At 72.0% G+C, this 23004-nt stretch carries 19 protein-coding genes; 9 read left to right on the top strand and 10 right to left on the bottom strand.

The genetic code is table 11. From position 1 onward, the window contains the following. Positions 1-170: 170 nt before the first annotated feature. Positions 171-1544: an ATPase BagB gene (gene bagB, locus EIZ62_RS14675; protein ID WP_156693128.1), complete on the bottom strand. Its 1374-nt coding sequence runs from the start codon at positions 1542-1544 to the stop codon at positions 171-173. After that, positions 1541-2503, bottom strand: coding sequence for an ATPase BagA (gene bagA, locus EIZ62_RS14670; protein ID WP_208827915.1), 963 nt, complete (start codon positions 2501-2503; stop codon positions 1541-1543). Before bagA ends, bagB begins: the two co-directional genes overlap by 4 nt. Before the next feature lie 210 nt (positions 2504-2713). Here bagA and sp36 point away from each other — a divergent pair, with 210 nt between their 5' ends. The 4 genes from sp36 to EIZ62_RS14650 all read left to right on the top strand — a co-directional run bounded on the left by sp36 (position 2714) and on the right by EIZ62_RS14650 (position 5414). Then, entirely contained in the window at positions 2714-2872 is a 159-nt protein-coding gene (gene sp36, locus EIZ62_RS14665) for a Sp36 family protein (RefSeq protein ID WP_019992579.1), read from the top strand. Further along, positions 2869-3339: a RidA family protein gene (locus EIZ62_RS14660; protein WP_064067273.1), complete on the top strand. Its 471-nt coding sequence runs from the start codon at positions 2869-2871 to the stop codon at positions 3337-3339. Before sp36 ends, EIZ62_RS14660 begins: the two co-directional genes overlap by 4 nt. A gap of 213 nt (positions 3340-3552) precedes the next feature. Next, positions 3553-4587: an NUDIX hydrolase gene (locus tag EIZ62_RS14655; RefSeq protein WP_341873946.1), complete on the top strand. Its 1035-nt coding sequence runs from the start codon at positions 3553-3555 to the stop codon at positions 4585-4587. After that, positions 4584-5414: an MBL fold metallo-hydrolase gene (locus tag EIZ62_RS14650; RefSeq protein WP_156693127.1), complete on the top strand. Its 831-nt coding sequence runs from the start codon at positions 4584-4586 to the stop codon at positions 5412-5414. The genes EIZ62_RS14655 and EIZ62_RS14650 overlap by 4 nt, the downstream gene beginning before the upstream one ends. Positions 5415-5812: 398 nt before the next feature. Here the strand turns inward: EIZ62_RS14650 and EIZ62_RS14645 are convergent, their stop codons facing one another. Beyond that, positions 5813-6487, bottom strand: a complete 675-nt coding sequence (locus EIZ62_RS14645) for a Crp/Fnr family transcriptional regulator (protein WP_156693126.1) — start codon at positions 6485-6487, stop codon at positions 5813-5815. A gap of 228 nt (positions 6488-6715) precedes the next feature. On the opposite strand from EIZ62_RS14645, the gene nth reads away from it, so the two are divergent. From nth to EIZ62_RS14630, 3 genes are all read left to right on the top strand, one after another. Continuing rightward, the gene (gene nth / locus EIZ62_RS14640; protein ID WP_425281819.1) at positions 6716-7723 is read left to right on the top strand and encodes an endonuclease III; all 1008 of its coding nucleotides are present in this window, start codon (positions 6716-6718) and stop codon (positions 7721-7723) included. 472 nt (positions 7724-8195) lie between these two features. Next, complete coding sequence (locus EIZ62_RS14635; protein WP_208827911.1) at positions 8196-8861, top strand: NUDIX hydrolase; 666 nt, start codon at positions 8196-8198, stop codon at positions 8859-8861. 88 nt (positions 8862-8949) lie between these two features. After that, a complete protein-coding gene (locus tag EIZ62_RS14630) occupies positions 8950-10149 on the top strand; it encodes a MarP family serine protease (protein ID WP_208827909.1) in 1200 nt (399 codons plus the stop codon). Positions 10150-10203: 54 nt separating this feature from the next. Here the strand turns inward: EIZ62_RS14630 and EIZ62_RS32450 are convergent, their stop codons facing one another. The 6 genes from EIZ62_RS32450 to EIZ62_RS14600 form a co-directional block, all read right to left on the bottom strand. Further along, a complete protein-coding gene (locus EIZ62_RS32450) occupies positions 10204-10383 on the bottom strand; it encodes a hypothetical protein (RefSeq protein ID WP_156693122.1) in 180 nt (59 codons plus the stop codon). A 143-nt stretch (positions 10384-10526) separates the two neighbouring features. Continuing rightward, positions 10527-11459 carry an alpha/beta fold hydrolase gene (locus EIZ62_RS14620; protein ID WP_156693121.1) on the bottom strand — a complete coding sequence of 311 codons (933 nt, stop codon included), beginning with the start codon at positions 11457-11459 and terminating at the stop codon, positions 10527-10529. Beyond that, positions 11456-11950, bottom strand: a complete 495-nt coding sequence (locus EIZ62_RS14615) for a phage holin family protein (RefSeq protein ID WP_156693120.1) — start codon at positions 11948-11950, stop codon at positions 11456-11458. Before EIZ62_RS14615 ends, EIZ62_RS14620 begins: the two co-directional genes overlap by 4 nt. Positions 11951-12082: 132 nt before the next feature. Further along, entirely contained in the window at positions 12083-13624 is a 1542-nt protein-coding gene (nhaA, locus tag EIZ62_RS14610; RefSeq protein WP_425281818.1) for a Na+/H+ antiporter NhaA, read from the bottom strand. A gap of 251 nt (positions 13625-13875) precedes the next feature. Beyond that, the gene (gene acs, locus EIZ62_RS14605) at positions 13876-15831 is read right to left on the bottom strand and encodes an acetate--CoA ligase (RefSeq protein WP_156693118.1); all 1956 of its coding nucleotides are present in this window, start codon (positions 15829-15831) and stop codon (positions 13876-13878) included. 253 nt (positions 15832-16084) lie between these two features. Further along, positions 16085-18838, bottom strand: coding sequence for a bifunctional SulP family inorganic anion transporter/carbonic anhydrase (locus EIZ62_RS14600; RefSeq protein WP_244375694.1), 2754 nt, complete (start codon positions 18836-18838; stop codon positions 16085-16087). A 299-nt stretch (positions 18839-19137) separates the two neighbouring features. On the opposite strand from EIZ62_RS14600, the gene EIZ62_RS14595 reads away from it, so the two are divergent. Continuing rightward, positions 19138-20742: a polysaccharide deacetylase family protein gene (locus EIZ62_RS14595; protein ID WP_244375692.1), complete on the top strand. Its 1605-nt coding sequence runs from the start codon at positions 19138-19140 to the stop codon at positions 20740-20742. Here EIZ62_RS14595 and EIZ62_RS14590 read toward each other — a convergent pair. After that, entirely contained in the window at positions 20730-21716 is a 987-nt protein-coding gene (locus tag EIZ62_RS14590; RefSeq protein ID WP_156693117.1) for an ATP-binding protein, read from the bottom strand. The two genes, EIZ62_RS14595 and EIZ62_RS14590, sit on opposite strands and share 13 nt — an antisense overlap. Before the next feature lie 112 nt (positions 21717-21828). Between EIZ62_RS14590 and EIZ62_RS14585 the strand changes: the two genes are divergently transcribed. Continuing rightward, complete coding sequence (locus tag EIZ62_RS14585) at positions 21829-22710, top strand: Fic family protein (protein ID WP_156693116.1); 882 nt, start codon at positions 21829-21831, stop codon at positions 22708-22710. Positions 22711-23004: the final 294 nt, after the last annotated feature.

Raw genomic sequence — 23004 nt, 5'->3', positions numbered from 1 at the left:
CGGCCGAACCGCACTGTCGATCGCACCCCACGGCGGTCAGTAACACGGCGGTGAGCGACACGGCGGTCAGTGACACGGCGGTGAGCGACACGGCGGTCAGTGACACGGCGGTGAGCGACACGGCGGTCAGTGACACGGCGGTGAGCGACACGACTACAGCGACACCGCGGTCATGACGACGTCTCAGCGGTGACCCGCGGCCCTTCGGCGGCCGCCAGGCGGTCGCCGATGGCGCGGAGGCCCGCCAGGTCGTGCACGTCACCGGGCAGCGCCGGGACCTCGGTCACCGCCACCTCCGGGTGGAGCGTGGCGAACCGGTCGCGCGTGCGCCGTTCCCGCGCGAGCACTTGCATCCGCTCGGCGTGCAGCCGCAGCAGACCCGCGGTCAGCTCGGCGACGGCGGGTGGTGTGGCCGCGCCGGACTCGGCGTCACCGGCGTCGGTGTGGGGGTGGGTGTGCGTGTGGATCTCTGTGTCGCTACCGATGGCCGCAGCGGCGTCGGAGCGTGCCACTGCCGTGGTTCGGAGGGCCTCGGGCTCGGGAGAGGTGGCCTCGGGGCCTCCGGGGCCACGAACACCAGTCTTCCCGGCGCTCTGATCCACAATGCGGCCCTCTTCAAGATTTTCCGCGGCGGCCAGTGCCCGCTCGGCCGACAGCCGGGCGGCCCCGCTCCCGTGCACCCGGTTCAGCACCAGGCCGGCCAGCGGCATCCGCTCCGCGGCGAGCCGCTCCACGAAGTACGCCGCCTCCCGCAGCGCGTCCCGCTCCGGCGCGGCCACCACCAGGAAGGCCGTACCAGGAGCCTGGAGCAGCCGGTAGGTGGCGTCCGCCCGCGTACGGAAGCCGCCGAACATGGTGTCCATCGCCGCCACGAAGGTCTGGACGTCGCGCAGCAACTGACCCCCCAGCAGCTTCCCCAGGGTGCCGGTCATCATCGACATGCCGACGTTGAGGAACTTCATCCCGGCCCGGCCGCCCACCTTCGCCGGGGCCATCAGCAGCTTGATGAACTTCCCGTCCAGGAACGACCCCAGCCGCTTCGGCGCGTCCAGGAAGTCCAGCGCCGAGCGGGACGGCGGCGTGTCGACCACGATCAGGTCCCACTCGTCACGTGCCCGCAGCTGGCCCAGCTTCTCCATCGCCATGTACTCCTGCGTGCCCGCGAAGCCGGCCGACAGGGACTGGTAGAACGGGTTGCCCAGGATGGCCGCCGCCCGGGCGGGGTCGGCGTGCGCCTCGACGATCTCGTCGAACGTGCGCTTCATGTCGAGCATCATGGCGTGCAGTTCCCCGCCGCCCTCGATGCCGTCGACCCGGCGCGGGGTGTTGTCCAGCTGGTCGATGCCCATGGACTGGGCGAGCCGGCGGGCCGGGTCGATGGTCAGGACGACCACCTTGCGGCCCCGCTCCGCCGCCCGTACACCCAGAGCGGCCGCCGTCGTCGTCTTGCCGACACCGCCCGCGCCGCAGCACACGATGATGCGCGTCGCGGAGTCGTCGATCAGCGGGTCGATCTCCAGGCCGGGAGCCCCGTCGAGAGTCATGCGCCCACCCCGAGCTTCCTCAGTTCCTTGGCCAGCCGGTAGAGGCCGGCGATGTCCGCCCCTTCCCCCAGGAACGGCAGTTCGTACGTCGGTACCTGGAGCTTCGCCAGCGCCTCGCGCTGCTCCCGCTCCAGCTCCACCCGCTGCGCGTGCTCCGCGGCCTGGTCCAGGAGCGGGCCGACCAGCCGGGCCGAACCGCTGATGCCCGACGCCGCGAGCGCCTTCGCGATGCCCTTGCGGTGGTCGCCCGCCGCCGCCCGTACCGCGTCCTCGTCCAGGACGTGCGGGCGGACCATGTTGACCACCACGCCGCCCACGGGGAGGTCCGCCTCCCGGAGTTCGGCGATGCCGTCGGCGGTCTCCTGGACCGGCATCTCCTCCAGGAGGGTCACCAGGTGGACGGCCGTCTCCGGGGACTTCAGGACCCGCATCACGGCCTGGGCCTGATTGTGTATCGGGCCGATCTTCGCCAGGCCCGCCACCTCGTCGTTGACGTTCAGGAAGCGGGTGATGCGGCCGGTGGGAGGGGCGTCCATGACGACGTGGTCGTACACGAACCCCCCTTGTTTCTCCCGGCGGCGTACCGCCTCGCACGCCTTGCCGGTCAGCAGGACGTCCCGCACGCCCGGCGCGATGGTGGTGGCGAAGTCGATGGCGCCCAGCTTCTTGAGCGCGCGGCCCGCCGAGCCGAGCTTGTAGAACATCTGGAGGTAGTCGAGGAGCGCGCGCTCGGCGTCGATGGCCAGCGCGTACACCTCGCCCCCGCCGGGCGCGACGGCGATCTTCCGCTCCTCGTACGGGAGCGCCTCCGTCTCGAAGAGCTGCGCGATGCCCTGCCTGCCTTCGACCTCCACGAGGAGAGTCCGCTTGCCCTCGGTCGCGAGGGCGAGCGCGAGGGCGGCGGCGACCGTCGTCTTACCGGTACCGCCCTTGCCGCTGACGACCTGGAGCCTGCTCACGTATTCGAGACTAACCAGTCGTACCGCGCACCCGTCGCCCCCGGGTCGGATTGGGCGGGTCACGCCTGCCCGGCCGTGGCCGGAAAGCTGCGGCGTTGGCGGGGGCGAGGGAGGTGGCGAGGGCGGTGGCGAGGGTCTGGTCCCGGGAGGCGCCGGGGCCGGGGGCGCCTGTGCGGGAGGCTGTCCCGGGCAGCAGCTACAGTCGGCTCCATGACCAAGTGGGAATACGCGACCGTGCCCCTTCTCGTGCACGCGACCAAGCAGATTCTGGACACCTGGGGCGAGGACGGCTGGGAGCTCGTCCAGGTCGTGCCCGGGCCGAACAACCCCGAGCAGCTCGTGGCCTACCTGAAGCGGGAGAAGCCGTGACCGGCCGCGTCGAGGCGACCCTCGCCGAACTCGGCCTGACCCTCCCGGACGTGGTGCCACCGCTGGCGTCGTACCAGCCGGCGGTCCGGTCGGGCGTGTACGTGTACACGGCGGGCCAGCTCCCCATGGTGGACGGCAAGCTGCCGGTCACGGGCAAGGTGGGCGGCGAGGTCACCCCGGAGGAGGCCAAGAAGCTCGCGCGGATCTGCGCGCTGAACGCGCTGGCCGCCGTGAAGTCGGTCGCCGGGGACCTGGACCGGATCGCGCGGGTCGTGAAGGTCGTCGGGTTCGTCGCCTCCGCGTCGGACTTCACCGGGCAGCCGGCCGTCCTCAACGGCGCCAGTGAGCTGCTGGGCGAGGTGCTCGGCGACAAGGGCGTGCACGCGCGCAGCGCGGTGGGCGTCGCGGTGCTGCCGCTGGACGCCCCGGTCGAGGTCGAGATCCAGGTGGAGCTGGTCCAGGACTGACCGCGCAGGACTGACCGCGCGCTGTACGTTCCCGGGCCTGCGGCGCCCGGGTGTTGCGTACGGCCCCGTCGCCCCAATCGGGCACCCGCGTGGCCCCAATCGGGCGCCCGCGTGGCCCCGGTCCGGCGCCCTCGTGGCGCCGGTGGGCGCGGGGCCGTTGCCGTGACCATCTTTCCTCTCGAACATCTCGGCGGATACGCATAGCATCCGGCCATGTCCAATGGTCAGTGGTATCCCCCGGAGTGGCCCGACCGCATCCGCGCGCTCGCCGGCGGCACGCTCACGGCCGTGACCCCCAGGCGGGCCGCGACCGTCCTGCTGCTGCGCGACGGCGCCCGCGGACCCGAGGTGCACATGCTGCGCCGGCGTACGTCCATGGCGTTCGCCGGTGGCGCGTACGCCTATCCGGGTGGCGGCGTCGACCCGCGCGACGAGCACCCGGTGCGCTGGGCGGGCCCGTCGCCGGCCGAGTGGGCGGCCCGGCTGGGCGTCGGGGAACCGGCCGAGGCGCAGGCCGTCGTGTGCGCGGCGGTGCGCGAGACGTACGAGGAGTCCGGCGTCCTGTTGGCCGGGCCGACCCCCGACTCGGTCGTCGCCGACACCAGGGGCGACGACTGGGAGGCCGACCGGGCGGCGCTGGTCGCCCGTGAACTGGCGTTCGCGGACTTCCTGGACAAGCGGGGGCTGGTGCTCCGTTCCGACCTGCTGGGCGCCTGGGCGCGCTGGATCACCCCGGAGTTCGAGCCCCGCCGCTATGACACCTGGTTCTTCGTGGCCGCCCTCCCGGAGGGGCAGCGCGCCTCGAACGCCTCGACGGAGGCGGACCGTACGGTCTGGATCCGCCCGGCGGACGCGGCGGCCGGGTACGACCGGGGCGAGCTGCTGATGATGCCGCCGACGATCGCCACGCTGAGGGCCCTGGAGGGGTACGCGACGCCCGCGGAGGCGCTGGCGGGGGCCGGGGACCAGGACCTCGCCCCGGTGCTGGCTGAGGCGCGCCTGGAGGGTGGCGAAGTGGTGCTGAGCTGGCCCGGGCACGAGGAGTTCACGAAGCGGATCGGCACGGAGGGCGCCGGGAGCGTCGGGGACGGGGACGCGAACAGGGGCAGGGACGGGAACACGGACGAGGACAGGGACGGGGACGCGGACGGGGACAGAGGCGGGGACTTGGTCGGGGACGTGGACCGGACCCGGGACGTCGGGAACGGCGCGGGGGGCTCGGACCGGGCGGGGGGTGCGGGAGCATGACCGACGCCGCCGCCCTCCCGGGACAGCCGCGCGGAGCCGTGGTCTCCGGCCCCGCGACCGAACGGGCCGTCAACGTCCTCGCGCCGAACCCGTCCGCGATGACGCTCGACGGCACGAACACCTGGATCCTCTCCGAGCCGGACTCGCCGCTCGCCGTCGTGGTCGACCCCGGCCCGCTGGACGAGGGCCACCTGCGGCACGTGGTGGACACCGCCGAACGTCTCGGCAAGCGCGTCGCGCTGACGCTCCTCACGCACGGGCACCCGGACCACGCCGAGGGCGCGGGGCGCTTCGCGGAGCTGACGGGCAGCCCCGTACGCGCCCTGGACCCGGCGCTGCGGCTCGGTGACGAGGGCCTGACGGCCGGCAGGGTGGTCGACGTCGGCGGGCTGGAGCTGCGCGTGGTGCCGACGCCCGGCCACACCGCCGACTCGCTCAGCTTCCACCTGCCGGCCGACCGGGCGGTGCTGACCGGCGACACGATCCTGGGCCGCGGTACGACGATGGTGGCGCACCCCGACGGGCGGCTCGGCGACTACCTGGACTCGCTGCGGCGGCTGCGCTCGCTGGCCGTCGACGACGGCGTCCACACCGTGCTGCCGGGTCACGGCCCGGTCCTGGAGGACGCCCAGGGGGCGGTCGAGTACTACCTGGCCCACCGTGCGACCCGGCTCGCCCAGGTGGAGACGGCCGTCGAGAACGGTCACCGCACGGCGCCGGACGTCGTCGCGCACGTGTATGCCGACGTCGACCGGTCCCTGTGGCCGGCGGCCGAGCTGTCGGTACGGGCACAGCTGGAGTACCTGACGGAGCACGGCCTGATCTGAGACGGTCACGTTCCGAGCCGGACGCGATCCAGACCGGGCTCAATTCAGACCCAGGCCGGACCGAACCGGTCGAATGCGCGACAGGGCGTGCGGCCGGCCCGAACCGGTCGATGCGCGACAGGGCCGGGGCCAGCCGAATCGGTCGAATGCGCGACAGGGCCGCCCCGGTGCTCCCGGGGCGGCCCTGTCACGTACAGGTCGCGGCGTACCCGCTCGCGGGCGTACTAGGGCGTGTTTCGAAAGTCCCGTCTGGCCGGGAACGCCTGGCACGCACCCTCGCGGCGTTGTCGGCCGTCGGCGCAGCCCGCTGCGCTCTCCGACCTCCGCCTTGCGATCGCACGCACCAGACGCCCCCGGCCCCGCCCTCCGGGCGGACGACGCTACTTTCGAAACACGCCCTAGCGCGAGCGCTTGGCGAGGCGCTCGACGTCCAGCAGGATCACCGCGCGCGCCTCCAGGCGCAGCCAGCCGCGGCCGGCGAAGTCGGCCAGGGCCTTGTTGACCGTCTCGCGGGAGGCCCCGACGAGCTGGGCCAGCTCCTCCTGGGTGAGGTCGTGCACCACGTGGATGCCTTCCTCCGACTGGACGCCGAAGCGGCGCGACAGGTCGAGGAGCGCGCGGGCGACGCGGCCCGGCACGTCGGAGAAGACCAGGTCGGACATCTGGTCGTTGGTCTTGCGCAGGCGGCGGGCGACCGCGCGCAGCAGGGCCGTGGCGACCTCGGGGCGGGCGTTCAGCCAGGGCTGGAGGTCGCCGTGGCCCAGGCCCAGCAGCTTGACCTCGGTCAGGGCGGTCGCGGTGGCGGTGCGCGGCCCGGGGTCGAAGAGGGACAGCTCTCCGATCAGCTCGCCGGGGCCGAGGACGGCGAGCATGTTCTCGCGGCCGTCGGGGGAGGTGCGGTGGAGCTTCACCTTGCCCTCGGTGACCACGTAGAGCCGGTCGCCCGGGTCGCCCTCGTGGAAGAGCGCGTCGCCACGGGCGAGCGTCGCTTCACTCATCGAGGCGCGGAGCTCCGCGGCCTGCTCGTCATCGAGCGCCGCGAAGAGCGGGGCGCGCCGCAGAACGTCGTCCACGAGTTCTCTCCTATGTCGACCTGCTCAGGGACGTTGGGTCCCATGATGCCGGACGGTAAAACAGTGCGATCAATCACAACAAGTTTGACGCACTGGTACGCGTGTCCGTACGGCAGGGCCCCGATTGGGTCGTGATCGTTGATGGCCGGGGCGGATGTCGGCGGTGGCGCTTAGGCTGGCCGGGTGTCCAATTCGCCGGTGAGAGCGCAGGCAGAGGGGGCCGGAAGAGTGTCAGGGGAACAGAATTCCGCTGTGGGCGAACAGGTGTCGCCCACGTCAAAGAAAGCCGCAAAAGCGGACAAACCGGCGAAGGTGGCCAAGGTGGCCAAGGCCGCGAAATCGGCTAAGACGGCCAAGACGGCCAAGACGGCCAAGACGGCAGCGTCGGCCGAAACGGCGGCGCCGGCCAAGACCGCCAAAAGGGCGGCCGAGGCGGCGAAGCCGGCCCGTCCGGTGAAAGCGAAGCCGGAGTCGCACCTGGGCATGGTGCGCCGCGCCCGCAAGATCAACCGCGAGCTGGCCGAGGTCTATCCGTACGCCCATCCCGAGCTCGACTTCCGCAATTCCTTCGAGCTGCTGGTCGCGACCGTCCTCTCGGCCCAAACGACCGACCTGCGGGTCAACCAGACGACCCCCGCGCTGTTCGCCAAGTACCCGACGCCGGAGGACATGGCGGCGGCGGTGCCGGAGGAGCTGGAGGAGATCATCCGGCCGACGGGGTTCTTCCGTGCCAAGGCGAAGTCGCTGATGGGCCTGTCCGCGGCCCTCCGTGACCGGTTCGACGGCCAGGTCCCCGGGCGCCTGGAGGACCTGGTGAGTCTGCCGGGCGTGGGCCGCAAGACGGCGAACGTGGTGCTGGGGAACGCCTTCGGCGTACCGGGCATCACCGTGGACACGCACTTCGGTCGGCTGGTCCGGCGGTGGAAGTGGACCGAGCAGGAGGACCCGGAGAAGGTCGAGGCGGAGATCTGCGCGATCTTCCCCAAGTCGGAGTGGACGATGCTCTCGCACCGGGTGGTGTTCCACGGCCGGCGCATCTGCCACTCGCGCAAGCCGGCGTGCGGCGCCTGCCCGATCGCGCCGCTGTGCCCGGCGTACGGGGAGGGCGAGACGGACCCGGAGAAGGCGAAGAAGCTCCTCAAGTACGAGATGGGCGGCTACCCGGGCCAGCGGCTGGCCCCGCCCCCGGACTACCCGGGCCGCCCGGCGGCGCCTCTGGGCACCGGCGACGAGTGACGGTGGAACGAACCGGTGGCCGGAACGCGTTGTGACGTCGGGGGTGCCTATGACGCGCGCTGAAGAACACCCGCACCATCGCGGGACGAACCGCCGGGTGCGGTCGGCCGACCCTGCGCCGACCGCGCCCACCGCTCCGACCGGATTGACCCCACCGGCCGGATTGACCCCACCGACCGGATTGACCCCACCGACCGGATCGAACGCACCGACGGGCATCGAACCGACCGCCCCTCGCGCCCACCGTCGCGCCCCGGCAACACCCGGCACCGCCGGGCCGGGCACGGCCGGCGGGAACCCGTCGCGCCCGGGTGCGTCCGACCCGAACCCGACTCCGCGCCCCACGGCTCCCGCCGCGCACCGCACCGCCGCGCAGCACACCACCCCGCTGCACGACGCTCCCGCGCCCCCGCCGGCTCCACAGCCCGGGCCCCGGCCCACGCCCCACTCGGCGCACCCCACCACCACCCTCATGCCCGTGGCGGTGAGCGAGGAGGGGTTGCCCGAGTGGCTGGAGCCGGTGGCGCGGGCGGGGCGCACGGTCGCGCCCGAGCAGCTCAGCCGCTTCCTGCCGCCCGAGCGGGGTGGCCGCCAGTCCGCCGTGCTGATCCTCTTCGGGGAGGGCGAGCGCGGGCCCGAGCTGCTGCTGATGGAGCGGGCCGGCAGCCTGCGGTCGCACGCCGGGCAGCTGTCGTTCCCCGGCGGCGCCCTCGACCCGGAGGACGGCGACCCGGAGGCCGACGGACCGTTGCGCGCGGCGCTGCGCGAGGCGGAGGAGGAGACGGGGCTGGATCCCGCGGGCGTACAGATCTTCGGCGTGCTGCCGCGGCTCTACATCCCCGTCAGCCGTTTCGTCGTCACGCCCGTCCTCGGCTGGTGGCGCACCCCGAGCCCGTTCCGCGCCGTCGACCCCGCGGAGACCGCCCGCGTCTTCACGGTGCCCGTGGCGGATCTCACGGATCCGGCCAAGCGCGCCACGACCGTCCACCCCAGCGGCCACCGCGGCCCGGCATTTCTGGTCGAATCGGCCCTGGTCTGGGGTTTCACCGCGGGTGTGATCGACCGGATCCTCCACTTCGCAGGCTGGGAGCGACCCTGGGACCGCGGGAAGCAGGTCCCGCTCGACTGGCGCTCATGACAGGCTGACGCATGTGCTCCTGCGGCCCCGACCGGCCGTACGGGGCGACTGTGGGGTGACCGGAGACGAATCTGCGAGGCTAATGACGGTGAACGTGCTGGACATTCTGCTGCTGGTCGCCGCCGTGTGGTTCGCGATCGTCGGGTACCGCCAAGGGTTCGTCGTCGGCATCCTGTCGGTGATCGGCTTCCTCGGCGGCGGCCTGATCGCGGTCTACCTCCTCCCGCTCGTGTGGGGCCCGATGACGGACGACGCCAAGGTGTCGACGACGGCCGCGATCGTCGCCGTCGTCATCGTGATCGTCTGCGCCTCGGTCGGCCAGGCGTTCACCACGCACCTCGGCAACAAGCTGCGCCGCCACATCACCTGGTCACCGGCCCGCGCGCTGGACGCCACCGGCGGCGCGCTGGTCAACGTGGTGGCCATGCTGCTGGTCGCCTGGCTGATCGGCTCGGCCCTGGCCGGTACGTCCCTGCCCACGCTCGGCAAGGAGGTCCGCAACTCCAAGGTGCTGCTCGGCGTGTCACGGGTGATGCCGGCGCAGGCCTCCACCTGGTTCGCGGACTTCTCCTCCGTACTGGCGCAGAACGGTTTCCCGCAGGTCTTCAGCCCCTTCGCCAATGAGCCGATCACCGAGGTCCGCGCCCCGGATCCCGCGCTCGCGGGCAGCCCGGTCGCCGCCCGCGCCAAGAGCTCCATCGTCAAGGTCGTCGGTACGGCGCCGAGCTGCGGCAAGGTCCTCGAAGGCACCGGCTTCGTCTTCGCCGAGCGCCGCGTCATGACCAACGCCCACGTCGTCGGCGGCGTCGACGAGCCGACCGTCCAGATAGGGGGCGAGGGCCGGAAGTACGACGCGAAGGTCGTCCTCTACGACTGGCAGCGCGACATCGCCGTCCTGGACGTGCCGGACCTGAAGGCCAAGCCGCTCCGGTTCACCGAGGCGGACGCGCGCAGCGGCGACAGCGCGATCGTCGCGGGCTTCCCGGAGAACGGCGCGTACGACGTCCGCTCCGCGCGCGTGCGTGGCCGGATCAACGCCGACGGCCCGGACATCTACCACCGCGGTGAAGTACGCCGAGACGTGTACTCGCTGTACGCGACGGTCCGCCAGGGCAACTCCGGCGGCCCGCTGCTCACGGCGGACGGCAGGGTGTACGGGGTGATCTTCGCGAGGTCCCTGGACGACCCGAACACCGGCTACGCCCTGACGGCGGACGAGATCCGCCAGGACATCGAGCTGGGCCGGACCGCCAACCAGCAGGTCGACAGCCAGGGCTGCGCCCTCTGACCGGTCAGCCGACGACCGCCCCGCCGGACAGCACCGGCGGGGACGGCGCGCCGTCTAGTCGCGCGTGTGGCGGAGGCGCGCCGAGACCCAGCGGGCCCGGCGGCGGAGGATGAGGGAAATCCCGAGTCGGGGGTCCTGCCCCGGTACGGCCGGAGGGCCGCTCCTCGGAGGGATCGGCGCAGAGGCCGAGCGGCGGTTCCGTGCTGAGTCAGCGTAGTCGTGCGTCCAGCCCATACCCCGACGTCTGCCCGGGGCTCAAGGTCGGTAACCGCCCCCGGGGCGGCCAATTGGCGTATGCGCCGGGCAATTGGCTGTTCGTCGCACCATGCGTTCGTCGGACTAACGTGTGGTCGCCCCACACGGTGCGCCGATGTTGCTCAGCGGTCAGGCTCGGGGTCCTTGAGCCAGTTGATGAGTTCGGTGGAGAACGCCACCGGGTCCTCCTCGTGGGGGAAGTGCCCGAGCCCGTCGAACAGCCGCCAACGGTACGGGGCTTCGACGTACTCGCCCGAGCCCGCCGCGCTGCGCGTCCGCATCGCGGGGTCCAGCGAGCCGTGCAGGTGCAGCGTCGGCACCCGCACCGGGCGCTTCATGCGGCGGTTGAACTGAATGCCGTCCGGGCGGGCCAGCGATCGCACCATCCACCGGTACGGCTCGATCGAGCAGTGCGCCGTCGACGGGATCGTCATCGCCCGCCGGTACGCCTCGACCGCCTCCTCGCTCGGCTCCTGGCCGGGGCCCGACCAGTCGTGGATCAGCCGCCCCACCAACGCCGCGTCGTCCGCGACCAGCTGACGCTCCGGCAGCCAGGGGCGCTGGAAGCCCCACACGTACGAGCCGGCGCGCGACTGCGAGAAGTCCGACAGCATCGCCGAGCGCCACCGCCTCGGGTGCGGCATCGACGAGACGGCCAGGCGGCGCACCAGCTTCGGCCGCATGACCGCCGCCGTCCACGCCAGGTACCCGCCCAGGTCGTGTCCGACCAGTGCGGCGTCCGGCTCGCCGAGCGACCGGACGACACCCGTGATGTCGAGCGCCAGGTTCGCCGGGTCGTAGCCGCGAGGCGTACGGTCGCTGCCGCCCACGCCCCGCAGGTCCATCGCGACCGCCCGGAACCCGGCCTCGGCGAGCGCGGGCAGCTGGTGCCGCCACGTCCACCAGAACTGCGGGAAGCCATGCAGCAGCAACACCAGCGGTCCGTCGCCCATCTCGGCGATATGGAAGCGCGCCCCATTGGCCGCCACGTCACGATGTGTCCAGGGACCATCGATCCGTACGGGACTGCCGGCGTTGCTCTCAGGGACGGTCATGCAGACGAGCGTGCCACAACCTCGGCCTCGTCCTTGACCGGAAGGGCGGGACGAATCGGACGACCGGGAGCCTCACGCGGGTGCGGCTTGGCGTTGCCGAGCATGGCGGCCGTCTGCTTGGCCGACGCGATCGACCGCTCCGGCGGCTTGACCTTCTTGAACTTGGTCACCGCGAGCAGCGCCAGCAGCCCCGCCAGCACCAGGTAGGCGCTGCCGACGATCAGGAAGGACCAGGCGAGCCCGAGCCCCAGGTTGTGGATGCCGTACGCCGCCGCGAAGCTCAGCACCGGCAGCGAGAAGAGCGCGAAGACGCCCGCGACGCTGATCGCCGCACCGCCCATCGCGCCGCGCTTGACGTCCTGTCGCAGTTCGGCCTTGGCCAGCGCGATCTCGTCGTGCACCAGCGCGGACATCTCGGCGGTCGCCGTGGCGACCAGCTGGCCGAGGCTGCGCTCGGCGGCGGGTCCACCATTGTCGGCGGGGTAGCTCATCGTCTCGCTCCCTCTTCTCTCCTACGGTCCGACCTCAGATCATGCCGGACGGTCGCCGTCCGTGCGCGATGCCCCCGCCACTTCCGCCGCCCGAGCCTCATGGACCCAGCGGTCGCGGCGGTCGCGGCGGGCCTAGCGGTCCTCGCGCGTCGGTGCGGCGGAGTCGGCGGAGGCCTCGGAACGCGCCGTACCGTCCGTGCCCGCCATACCCTCCGTGCCCGCCGTACCGTCCGTGCCCACCGCGGCGTCGGTGCCGGCCGCCGCCGCGGCCGCTTCGGCCAGTTTCCGGTGCTCGGCGGCCTTCTTCTCGTGGATCTCCGCCATCCGCAGGTGGTAGGCCGGGTCGTGCTGCTCGTACACGTCCGGAATGCCGTCCATGTCCTCGTCGCGCTCTTCCTCCTCGAACAGCGCCCGGTACTTCCGGACCCGGAGCTTCAGCAGTACGGCGGCGAGTACGGCCGCGGTGAGCGAGCCCATCAGGACGGCCGCCTTGACCTCGTCGGTCAGTGCCGCGTCCCCGGCGAAGGCCAGCTCGCCGATGAGGAGCGAGACGGTGAAGCCGATGCCCGCGAGCGTGGCGACGGCGAACAGGTCGGCCCAGGCCAGATCCTCGTTCAGTTCCGCCCTGGTGAAGCGCGCCGCCAGCCACGTACCGCCGAAGATGCCGACGGCCTTGCCGACCACCAGGCCGAGCACGACACCGAGGGTCTCGGGCTTGGTGAAGACGTCGGCCAGGGCGCCGCCGGAGACCGACACGCCGGCCGAGAGGAGTGCGAACAGCGGCACGGCGAACCCGGCCGACAGGGGGCGCACCAGGTGTTCGATGTGCTCGCCGGGGGAGTGGTCCTCGCCCTCGCGGCGGTTGCAGCGCAGCATGAGGCCCATGGCGACGCCGGCGATGGTGGCGTGGACGCCGCTGTTGTACATCAGCCCCCAGATGACCAGGGCGAGCGGGACGTAGACGTACCAGCCGCGCACGCCCTTGCGCAGCAGGACCCAGAAGACGACGAGGCCGGCGAAGGCGCCGCCGAGCGCCGCGAAGTTCAGGTCGCTGGTGAAGAAGATCGCGATGATCAAGATCGCGAAGAGGTCGTCGACGACGGCCAGGGTGAGGAGGAAGGCGCGCAGCGCGGAGGGCAGTGACGTGCCGATGACGGCGAGGACGGCGAGGGCGAAGGCGATGTCGGTGGCGGTCGGGACCGCCCAGCCGTCCAGGGAGCCGCCGCCGGTGACGTTGACGATCGTGTAGACGAGCGCGGGGGCGATCATTCCGCAGAGCGCGGCGATCACCGGGAGTGCGGCGGCCTTCGGGTCGCGGAGTTCGCCGGCGACCAGTTCGCGCTTGAGCTCGATGCCCGCGACGAAGAAGAACACGGCGAGCAGGCCGTCCGCGGCCCAGTGCTGGAGGGACAGGTCCAGCCCGAGCGCGGCCGGTCCTATGTGGAAGTCGCGCACGGCCGCGTAGCTGCCGCTGATCGGGGTGTTCGCCCAGACGAGCGCGGCGATGGCGGCGAGCAGGAGCAGGACGCCGCCGACGGTCTCGGCGCGCAGCGCGTCCGCGATGTACGTCCGCTCGGGGAGGGGGAGCCGGGCCAGGAACTTCCGCGGGGCGCTGGGCGGCGTCGGCCGGTCTGCGGGGTGCGTGGGCGGAGTGCTGGGGCTGGGCGCGGCCACGGTGGCGGACCTCCGGTCGGTTCGGCGGGCATGACGAAGCACATGCCGACCAGACTTCCCGGCGCACCTGTGGACCTGCGGACCTGTGGACCTGTGGTTGGACCCTGTGGTCATTTTGTTGACGCGGCTTTAACCCTACCCGGCGCGCGCAAGGGCATATCCGGTGAATGACACCTTATGCGCGAAGAGGGCATCCGGCGCGTCGTCGCCGGATGCCCTCGTGATACTTCTTCTCGTTCCGTCGCGTCCGGTCAGTCCTCGCTGGAAGCAGTCGGCAGCTTGGACTGGATGAGGTCCATGACGGACGAGTCGGTCAGCGTGGTGACGTCACCGAGCTGGCGGTTCTCCGCGACGTCCCGCAGCAGGCGGCGCATGATCTTCCCGGACCGCGTCTTGGGCAGCTCCGCCACCGGCAGGATGCGCTTGGGCTTGGCGATCGGGCCGAGCGTGGCGCCCACGTGGTTGCGCAGGTCGTTGACGAGGGCGTCGTCCTCGCTCGCCGTGCCGCGCAGGATCACGAACGCCACGATGGCCTGGCCGGTCGTCTCGTCGGCCGCGCCCACGACCGCCGCCTCGGCGACCTTCGGGTGCGACACGAGCGCCGACTCCACCTCGGTGGTGGAGATGTTGTGGCCGGACACCAGCATGACGTCGTCCACGCGCCCGAGCAGCCAGATGTCGCCGTCGTCGTCCTTCTTGGCGCCGTCGCCGGCGAAGTACTTGCCCTCGAACCGCGACCAGTAGGTGTCGATGAAACGCTGGTCGTCACCCCAGATGGTGCGCAGCATCGAGGGCCACGGCTCGGTGAGGACCAGGTAGCCACCGCCCCCGTTCGGGACTTCGTTCGCCTCGTCGTCGACGACGGTGGCGGAGATCCCCGGCAGCGGGGTCTGCGCGGAGCCCGGCTTGGTCTGGGTGACGCCCGGCAGCGGCGAGATCATCATCGCGCCGGTCTCGGTCTGCCACCAGGTGTCGACGATCGGGGTCTTGCCGGCCCCGATGTTCTCCCGGTACCAGATCCACGCCTCGGGGTTGATCGGCTCGCCCACCGACCCGAGGACCCGGAGGCTGCTCAGGTCGAACTTGGCGGGGATGTCGTCGCCCCACTTCATGAACGTACGGATGGCGGTGGGCGCGGTGTAGAGGATCGTGACGCCGTACTTCTGCACGATCTCCCAGAAGCGGCCCTGGTGCGGGGTGTCCGGCGTGCCCTCGTACATGACCTGGGTCGCACCGTTGGCCAGCGGCCCGTACACGATGTACGAGTGGCCGGTCACCCAGCCGATGTCGGCGGTGCACCAGTAGACGTCGGTCTCCGGCTTGAGGTCGAAGACCGCGTGGTGCGTGTACGCCGCCTGCGTGAGGTAGCCGCCGGAGGTGTGCAGGATGCCCTTCGGCTTCCCCGTCGTACCGGACGTGTACAGGATGAAGAGCGGGTGCTCCGCGTCGAACGCCTCGGGTGTGTGCTCGGCGGGCTGGCGGGCGACGATGTCGTCCCACCACACGTCGCGGCCCTCGGTGAACGCGGTCTCCTGGCCGGTGCGGCGCACCACCAGGACGTGTTCGATCTGCGGGCACTTCGCCACGGCCTCGTCGATGGCCGGCTTGAGGGCGGACGGCTTGCCGCGCCGGTAACCGCCGTCGGCCGTGATGACCAGCTTGGCGTCGGCGTCCTGGATGCGGGAGGCGACGGCGTCGGCCGAGAAGCCGCCGAAGACGACGGAGTGGGCCGCGCCGATACGGGCGCAGGCCAGCATGGCGACGGCGGCCTCGGGGATCATCGGCATGTAGACCGCGACCCGGTCGCCCTTGCGGACGCCCAGCTCGGTCAGCGCGTTGGCCGCCCTGGACACCTCGTCCTTGAGCTCCGCGTACGTGATGGCCCGGCTGTCGCCCGGCTCCCCCTCGAAGTGGATGGCCACCCGGTCGCCGTGACCCGCCTCGACGTGCCGGTCCACACAGTTGTACGCCACGTTGAGTGTGCCGTCGGCGAACCATTTCGCGAAGGGCGGGTTGGACCAGTCGAGGGTCTCGGTCGGCTCGGTGGCCCAGCTGAGCCGGCGTGCCTGCTCGGCCCAGAAGCCAAGCCTGTCCGCCTCGGCCTGCTCGTACGCGGCCGCCGTCACATTGGCGTTCGCAGCCAGCTCGGCGGGCGGTGCGAACCGCCGCTCCTCCTTCAGAAGGTTGGCCAGGCTCTCGTTGCTCACGACATCTCCCATTCCCGGGGCGTCCGATGTGTCCCAGCCCATAGCTCATCAGCGATATGCCCGGGTGACAAGAGCTTCCAGCCCATTGGTTTAGACCTCTCGCGTGGATGACCCGGGTGGAGGTCGGGTGGAGGAGCCCGGCGGGAATCGGCTGAGGGGGTGAGCGGGACCAGGGGGTCAAGTGACCCCTCCTCCCCGGGCGGTGGGGAGAAGGGGCCACCGTTCAGTCCCACGGATGCGGACCACCGGAGGTTCAGGCGGGCGCACCCTCCTTCGGCGACGGCCGCGCGGGGGCCGCGCGGGAGACGGAGTCCGCGCCGACGGGTTCGGGATCAACGGGCTGGGCACCGTCCCGGTCGGCACCGACGGGTTCGGCACCGACGGGTTCGGCACCGACGGGTTCGGCACCGACGGGTTCGGCACCGACGGGTTCGGCACCGACGGGCTGGGCGCCGTCCGGTTCGGCGGCGGACTGCCCGGTGGAGGAGCGTCCGGCGGGCAGACGTTCGGACGGGGCGGGGGCGGTCGGGGCCACCCAGTGGAAGAGGGCGCGCTCGCCGCCCTCCCGTGGGCTGCCCGCACTGAGGTCGGTGCCCGGCAGTCCGGTTTCCGACAGCTCGGTTTCCGACACCCCGGTTTCCGACGCCCCGGTTTCCGACAGCGCGAGCCCTGACGGCTCGGGCCCGGACAGCAGGTACGCCTGGGCCTCGCCCACGTGGAAGTACATGCCGTGCAGCTCCAGCGTGCCGTCCGCGAGCCGCCGCGCCACCGCCTCGTGGGCCTTGAGGTGCTCCAGCTGCTGGACCACGTTCGTCAGGCACAGCTGCTCGGCGGCGTCGGCGGGGAGCCGGCCCGTGCTGTCGCCGGACGGGCCTCCGGAGAGCCGGGCCCAGGTGCGGTGCGTGCTCTTCATCCGTTCCAGGCTCGCCGTCCCGTGGCGCAGCCAGCGCCGCAGCGGTGTCTGGGGCGCGTCCGGGTCGAGGTTCAGCAGGGTCTGCATCGCCCCGCAGTCCGAGTGCCCGCACACGGTGATCGACTGCACGCGCAGCACCTCCACCGCGTACTCGATCGCGGCCGCCACGGAGTCGTCCCCGCTCTCCGCGCCCGGCAGCGGTACCAGGTTTCCGACGTTGCGCACGGTGAACAGGTCGCCCGGCCCGCTGGCCGTGATCATGCTGGTGACCAGCCGCGAATCGGCGCACGTGAGGAAGAGCTGCGAGGGCCGCTGGCCCTCCCGGGCGAGCCGTGCGAGCTCCTCGCGCACCAGCGGGGCCGTGTTGCGCTGGAAGGAGCTCAGCCCGTTGGCCAGTTGCTGACTCTTCATGTGCCGCTTCGGCTCGGCGGCCGGATGTTCTCCGCAGTGGTGGTTGCGCCAGGGCGTCCAGGGGCGACAGCAGGCGTGCGCGCCCGCGCCGGGTTCGGCGATCCGCACGCCCGCGCGGCCGGTCACCTCGACCTGCCCGCCCCGGACGATGTGGGACGTCTGCCAGTCCTGCAGGGTCTCGTAGGCGGCGTGGTCCATGAACGACCCGTCCAGCTCGACGACGACGCTCGCGCCCTGGGGGATCTGGTGCAGCGTCCGGCTCAGCCGGGGCACGGCCAGGAAGGTCAACTGTCCACGCACCTTGATGCGTTCGGCGCCGTCGGACGTCTCACGCGTGATCCGCGTCCTGGTCAGCCGGTGCATGGCGACACCACTGGCCGCGACGATCCCGAGCGCCACGCCCTCCAGGATCCCGATGAGGACCACCCCGGACACCGTCACCGCGTAGACGAGCACTTCGCGGTGGCGGGTGACGCTGCGGATGTGGGTGATGCTGACCATCTGGATGCCGATGACCATGACGAGCGCGGCCAGCGCCGGCAGCGGGATCAGGTCCAGGACGGGTACGAGGACGAGGGCGGCCAGCACCACCCACGCGCCGTGCAGCATCGTGGAGTGCCTGCTCACCGCACCGGCCGACACATTGGCCACGCTGCGCACGGCGACGCCGGCGACGGGCAGCCCGCCGAGCGCGCCGGAGACGATGTTCGCGGCTCCCTGCCCCGCCAGCTCCCGGTTGAGGTCGGCGCGCGGCACATGGACCGTGGTGTCCTTGCGGGCCGCCACCAGCTTGTCGACCGCGACGGCCGACAGCAGGGACTGGACGCTGGTGACCAGTGTGATGGTCAGGACGCCCACGGCGATGCCCAGGACGGGCCCCTCGGGCAGTCCTGGGAGGGCGTGACTGCTCCAGGACGGCAGGTCGACGCGGGGTACGCCGATTCCCGCGGCGAGGGCCAGGAGGGTCGCCAAGGCGACGGCGGCGAGGGCGGCCGGCAGTTTCCGCAGGCCGCGGCCCACCCGCCCGGGGAGCCGTGGCCACGCCAGCAGGACGAGGACCGTCACCGCGCTCACGGACACGGCGGCCGTGTGCAGGTCGGCCAACTGGGCGGGCAGCCCGCGGACGTTGTCGACGGCCGAGCTCTGTGGCGTACCACCGAGGACGACATGGAGCTGGGCCAGGGCGATGGTGGTGCCGATGCCGGCCACCATGCCGTGCACGATCGCCGGGGACACGACGAGCGCGGAGCGCGCCACACGCAGCGCCGACAGGGCCAGTTGGGCGAGGCCCGCCAGGACGGTGATGGCGCAGGTGGTGCGCCAGCCGTACTTCTGGATCAGTTCGGCGGTGACGAGCGTCAGGCCGGCGGCGGGCCCGCTGACCTGGAGCGGTGAGCCGCCGAGCCGGCCGGCGACGAGACCGCCGACCGCGGCGGCCACCAGCCCGGCCTGGAGCGGGGCGCCGGTGGCGAGCGCGATGCCGAGGGAGAGCGGCAGCGCGATGAGGAACACGGCGATGGAGGCGGACACGTCGGCGCCCGCGACGGGGAACCGGCGTCCTCCCCCCTCCGGTGGCGGGCTGTGCGGCCGCCTGAAGCGGGGCCGCGCCGCTGCACGGAGCGCACGGCCGGGGAGGCCGGTCCGGGCGGTGCGGTTCGTGCGGGCCGGGGTGCAGGCAGTCATGGTTTCCCGTCTCCTCCGGGGCTACGCGGTCGCGGTACGTGCGGGTCGAACGAACGTGGGGTCGCGGCCGTGGGTCACGGCGTGCAGTGGCGGGAACGTTCCAACTCTCTGTAAACGGATCGTAATGCAGAGTAAAGATTTCGGCATTATTTTCGATGCATAAGGTGCAATGTTTCACCTGATTCGGTGATTAATCGTTCTAGTACGGCTTGTCGTATCTTCATGTCGCCTTCCGTGGTGCGAGGTTGACGGCGCTCGCAGCAGAGACCTCCGTGGACCACGAGAAGGGTGGGCGGAAGATGGCCGCCACGAACGAAACCGCCCCGCACGGGCTCCCCGCCCGCACGGGCGCCGCGCCGCAGAGCGCCGCCCGGCGAACCGCCGCCCGCACGGGCGCCGTCCGGCGGCTCGCCGCGTACAGAACCGCCCAGGCCGGAACCGCCCGCAGCGCCGCCGCCCCGACCCCGACCGCCCCGACCTCGACCGCCCCGGCCCCGACCGCCCCGGGCGGATTCGGGTCCGGCGGGTCCGGCGGGTCCGCGGGTTCAGGGGGTCGCGGGGCAGGCGTGGTCGTTTCCGGCGGGGGCGGCCGCGGCGGTGCCGCTCGCGGTGGGCGCCCCGCCGGTGCGGTGGCGGTCGCGGCGGGTGTGGCGGCGGCCCTGGTGGCGGGCCTGGCCGGATGCAGCGGGTCCGGCGATCCCGCCGCGGGCGCCGGAGGCCCCAAGCGGGTCGGCGCGCCCAAGAGCGTGGTACGGCTCATCGGGGACGGTTCGACGGCCTACACCGGCGCCCAGCCCGGCCTGAGCAAGCCGGAACGGCTCAAGCCCGGCCAGAAACCCCCTCAGTTCGTCGTCTTCTCCTGGGACGGCGCCGGCGAGGACAGCCAGAAGCTCTTCTCCCACTTCCGCAAGGTGGGCAAGAAGCACGGCGCGACGATGACGTACTTCCTCAGCGGCGTCTACATGCTGCCGCAGGAGAAGGCGAAGCTGTACGTACCGCCCGGTCACGCCCCCGGCCGCTCCGACATCGGCTTCAACGACACCGAGGGCATCCGCGCCACCGTGCGCGAACTGCGCGGTGCCTGGCAGGAGGGCAATGAGATCGGCACCCACTTCAACGGCCACTTCTGCGGCCCGCAGAGCGGTGTCGGCACCTGGTCGGTCGAGGACTGGAAGAGCGAGATCGCCCAGGCGAAGGCCTTCGTGAAGCAGTGGAAGACGAACGCCGGCCTGACGACGGAGAAGCCGCTGCCGTTCGACTACGAGACGGAACTCATCGGCGCCCGCACCCCCTGCCTGGAAGGCCGTGACAACTTCGTCCGGGCCGCGAGCGAGCTCGGCTGGCGCTACGACACGAGCGGCGTCAACAACCAGGTGTGGCCCGGCAAGGACCAGGGCCTGTGGGACCTCTCGCTCCAGATGATCCCGGTGCCCGGGCGGGCCTTCGAAACGCTGTCCATGGACTACAACTTCCTGGTCAACCAGTCGGGGACCACCAAGGGCGCCCCGTCGATGCACCAGTTCTGGGGCAACCAGTTCCGGGACGGGATGATCCAGGCCTTCGAGCGCGCGTACAACGGCAACCGCGCGCCACTGATCATCGGCAACCACTTCGAGTCGTGGAACGGCGGCACCTACATGCGTGCCATCGAGGAGACGATCGCCAACGTCTGCGGCCGCAGCGAGGTGCGGTGCGTGTCATTCCGGCAGCTCGCCGACTGGCTGGACGCCCAGGACCCCGCCGTCCTCGCCAAACTGCGGACCCTGAAGGTCGGCGAGGCCCCGAAGGCCGGCTGGACGGCCTTCCTCGCCGCCCAGCCCTCCGGCGCCCCGGCGTCCGGCGCCGCCTCGCCCGCCGTCCCGGCGGTCCCGGCCGGTCCCGGCGCCCGTCGTCAGGCCGGCTGAGCCGCGCCCAGGCCCTCACCGAGTATGAAGCCGGGGTCGACCTGTGCCGCCAGGTCGGCCCCCGTCTTCGCGTTGCCCCAGCTCTCCGCGTTCTTCAGGTGGAAGTGCACCATCTGACGCGTGTAGCGCTCCCAGTCCCGGTGCCGGTACGAGTCGTCCGCGGCGTTCTGCAGCGACTGCAACGCCATCCGGTTCTCGGCCTCCAGCAGCTCGAAGCGCGCCGGCCGGCCCTTCTCCATCGAGCGGACCCAGTTCGAGTGGCCGACGGTCACCAGCAGGTCGTCGCCGATCTCCTCGCGGAGGAAGTCGACGTCCTCCATGCCCTGCACCTTGTTGCCGACCACCCTCAGCTCGACGCCGAAGTCCCGCGCGTAATCCTTGTACTGGCGGTAGACGGAAACCCCCTTGCGGGTCGGCTCGGCCACCAGGAACGTCATGTCGAACCGGGTGAACATCCCCGACGCGAACGAGTCGGAGCCGGCCGTCATGTCGACGACGACGTACTCGTCGGCCCCGTCGACGAGGTGGTTCAGGCACAGTTCCACGGCGCCCACCTTGGAGTGGTAGCAGGCGACCCCGAGGTCGGACTCGCTGAACGGCCCGGTCGCCATCAGCCTGATGTCGCCGTCGTCCAGGCGCACGGTGCGGGCGCAGGCCTCGTAGACCGGGTTGTCCTCCAGGACGCGCAGCAGCCGCGATCCCTCGCCCGGCGGGGTGGTCTTGATCATCGTCTCGGCGGACGGGATCCGGGGGTTGGTGCCGCGCAGGTACTCCTTGATCAGCGGCAGGTGCGCGCCCATCGCCGGCAGTGCGGCCACTTCTGCCTCGTCCAGGCCCAGCGCGGCCCCGAGATGCTGGTTGATGTCGGCGTCCACCGCCAGGACGGGGACTTCGTTGGCGACGAGGTGGCGGATGAAGAGCGAGGACAGCGTCGTCTTGCCGCTGCCGCCCTTCCCTACGAAAGCGATCTTCATGTTCAGATAGCGTAGCGGTGTGTAGTGGGGGAGTTGCGTGAAGTCGCCGGTGCGTATGAGGAAGGCCACTCCTGGGCGGGTGCCGTCGGCCGGGCGCGTAGCCTCGCTACCTATGAGTACGAATCCCTCTGACCCCCTGGTCGCGCTGGGAACGCTGCCCGGCGTGCCCGATGCGGTGGACTCCGTTCGCAAGGCCGTCGACCGGGTCTACGGGCACCGTGTGATGCGGCGCCGCAGCAATGAGGTGGCGTCGGAGGCCGCCCTGCGCGGCGCGCGCGGCTCGGCCGCCCTGTCCGGTGCCGACTGGGCGCTGGAGGAGGTGCGCCGGCGTACCGACTTCGGCGGTGACGAGGAGGCGCGGACGGTCGGTGCCGCGTTGCGTCTGAGCGCCGAGGCTGGGCAGTTGCTGTCGATCTGGCGGCAGTCGCCGATGCGGGTGCTGGCCCGGCTCCACCTGGTCGCGGCGGGCGACCCGGGCCGGCCGGCCGGCCCGGCGGCGAGCCCGGTGGCCAGCTCCGAGGCGGCGGCCGGTGCGCCGGCCGATTCGGTGGGACGGCCGCGGCGGGACGGTGAGCCCGTGGTCGAGCCCCTGATCGAGGCCCCGCTGCCGAGTGCCGCGGAGGTCGCGGGGCGGCTGGAGGGGCTGGCGGACCTCATCGTGACGGGCAGCTCGGCCCCGGCGTTGGTGACGGCCGCCGTGGTGCACGGCGAGCTGCTGGCGCTGCGGCCCTTCACCTCGTACAGCGGGCTGGTGGCGCGGGCGGCCGAGCGGCTCGTGCTGATCGGCAGTGGCCTGGACCCGAAGGCGATCTGCCCGGCTGAGGTCGGCCACGCCGAACAGGGGCGGGCGGCGTACGTGGCGGCCTTCGAGGGCTATCTCTCCGGTACTCCGGAGGGCATGGCGGCGTGGATCACGCACTGCGGGCGAGCGGTGGAGCTCGGGGTCCGGGAGTCCACCGCGGTGTGCGAGGCGCTCCAGCGCGGAGCGGCGTAGGAACCACGGCAGGGGCCGGCGGGTTCGGACAGGGTTGCGGCGGTACCGCGGAGCGGTACCGCCGCTGGCACGTCCGCCGAGTTACCAAGCGTCCTCGATATGTGCCCATCAGGCGGGGACTTTGCCCGACGCCTGGTGCGGCTGGCCCGTAATCGACGGGTCGACGTCGCGTGGGTGCTCAGCTTTCGTGCTGTTCGGTCCGTGGGGCCTTCTTGCTCAACAGGTGATCCTTTCGGATGTCCTCGGTCTCGCGGGCCGTTAATTCCTTTGTACTACCGTCCGCGGGGATCCGAA

This window comes from Streptomyces ficellus (assembly GCF_009739905.1).
In the GTDB taxonomy this organism is placed as follows: domain Bacteria; phylum Actinomycetota; class Actinomycetes; order Streptomycetales; family Streptomycetaceae; genus Streptomyces; species Streptomyces ficellus_A.
This window is presented reverse-complemented; position numbering and strand designations above follow the sequence as displayed.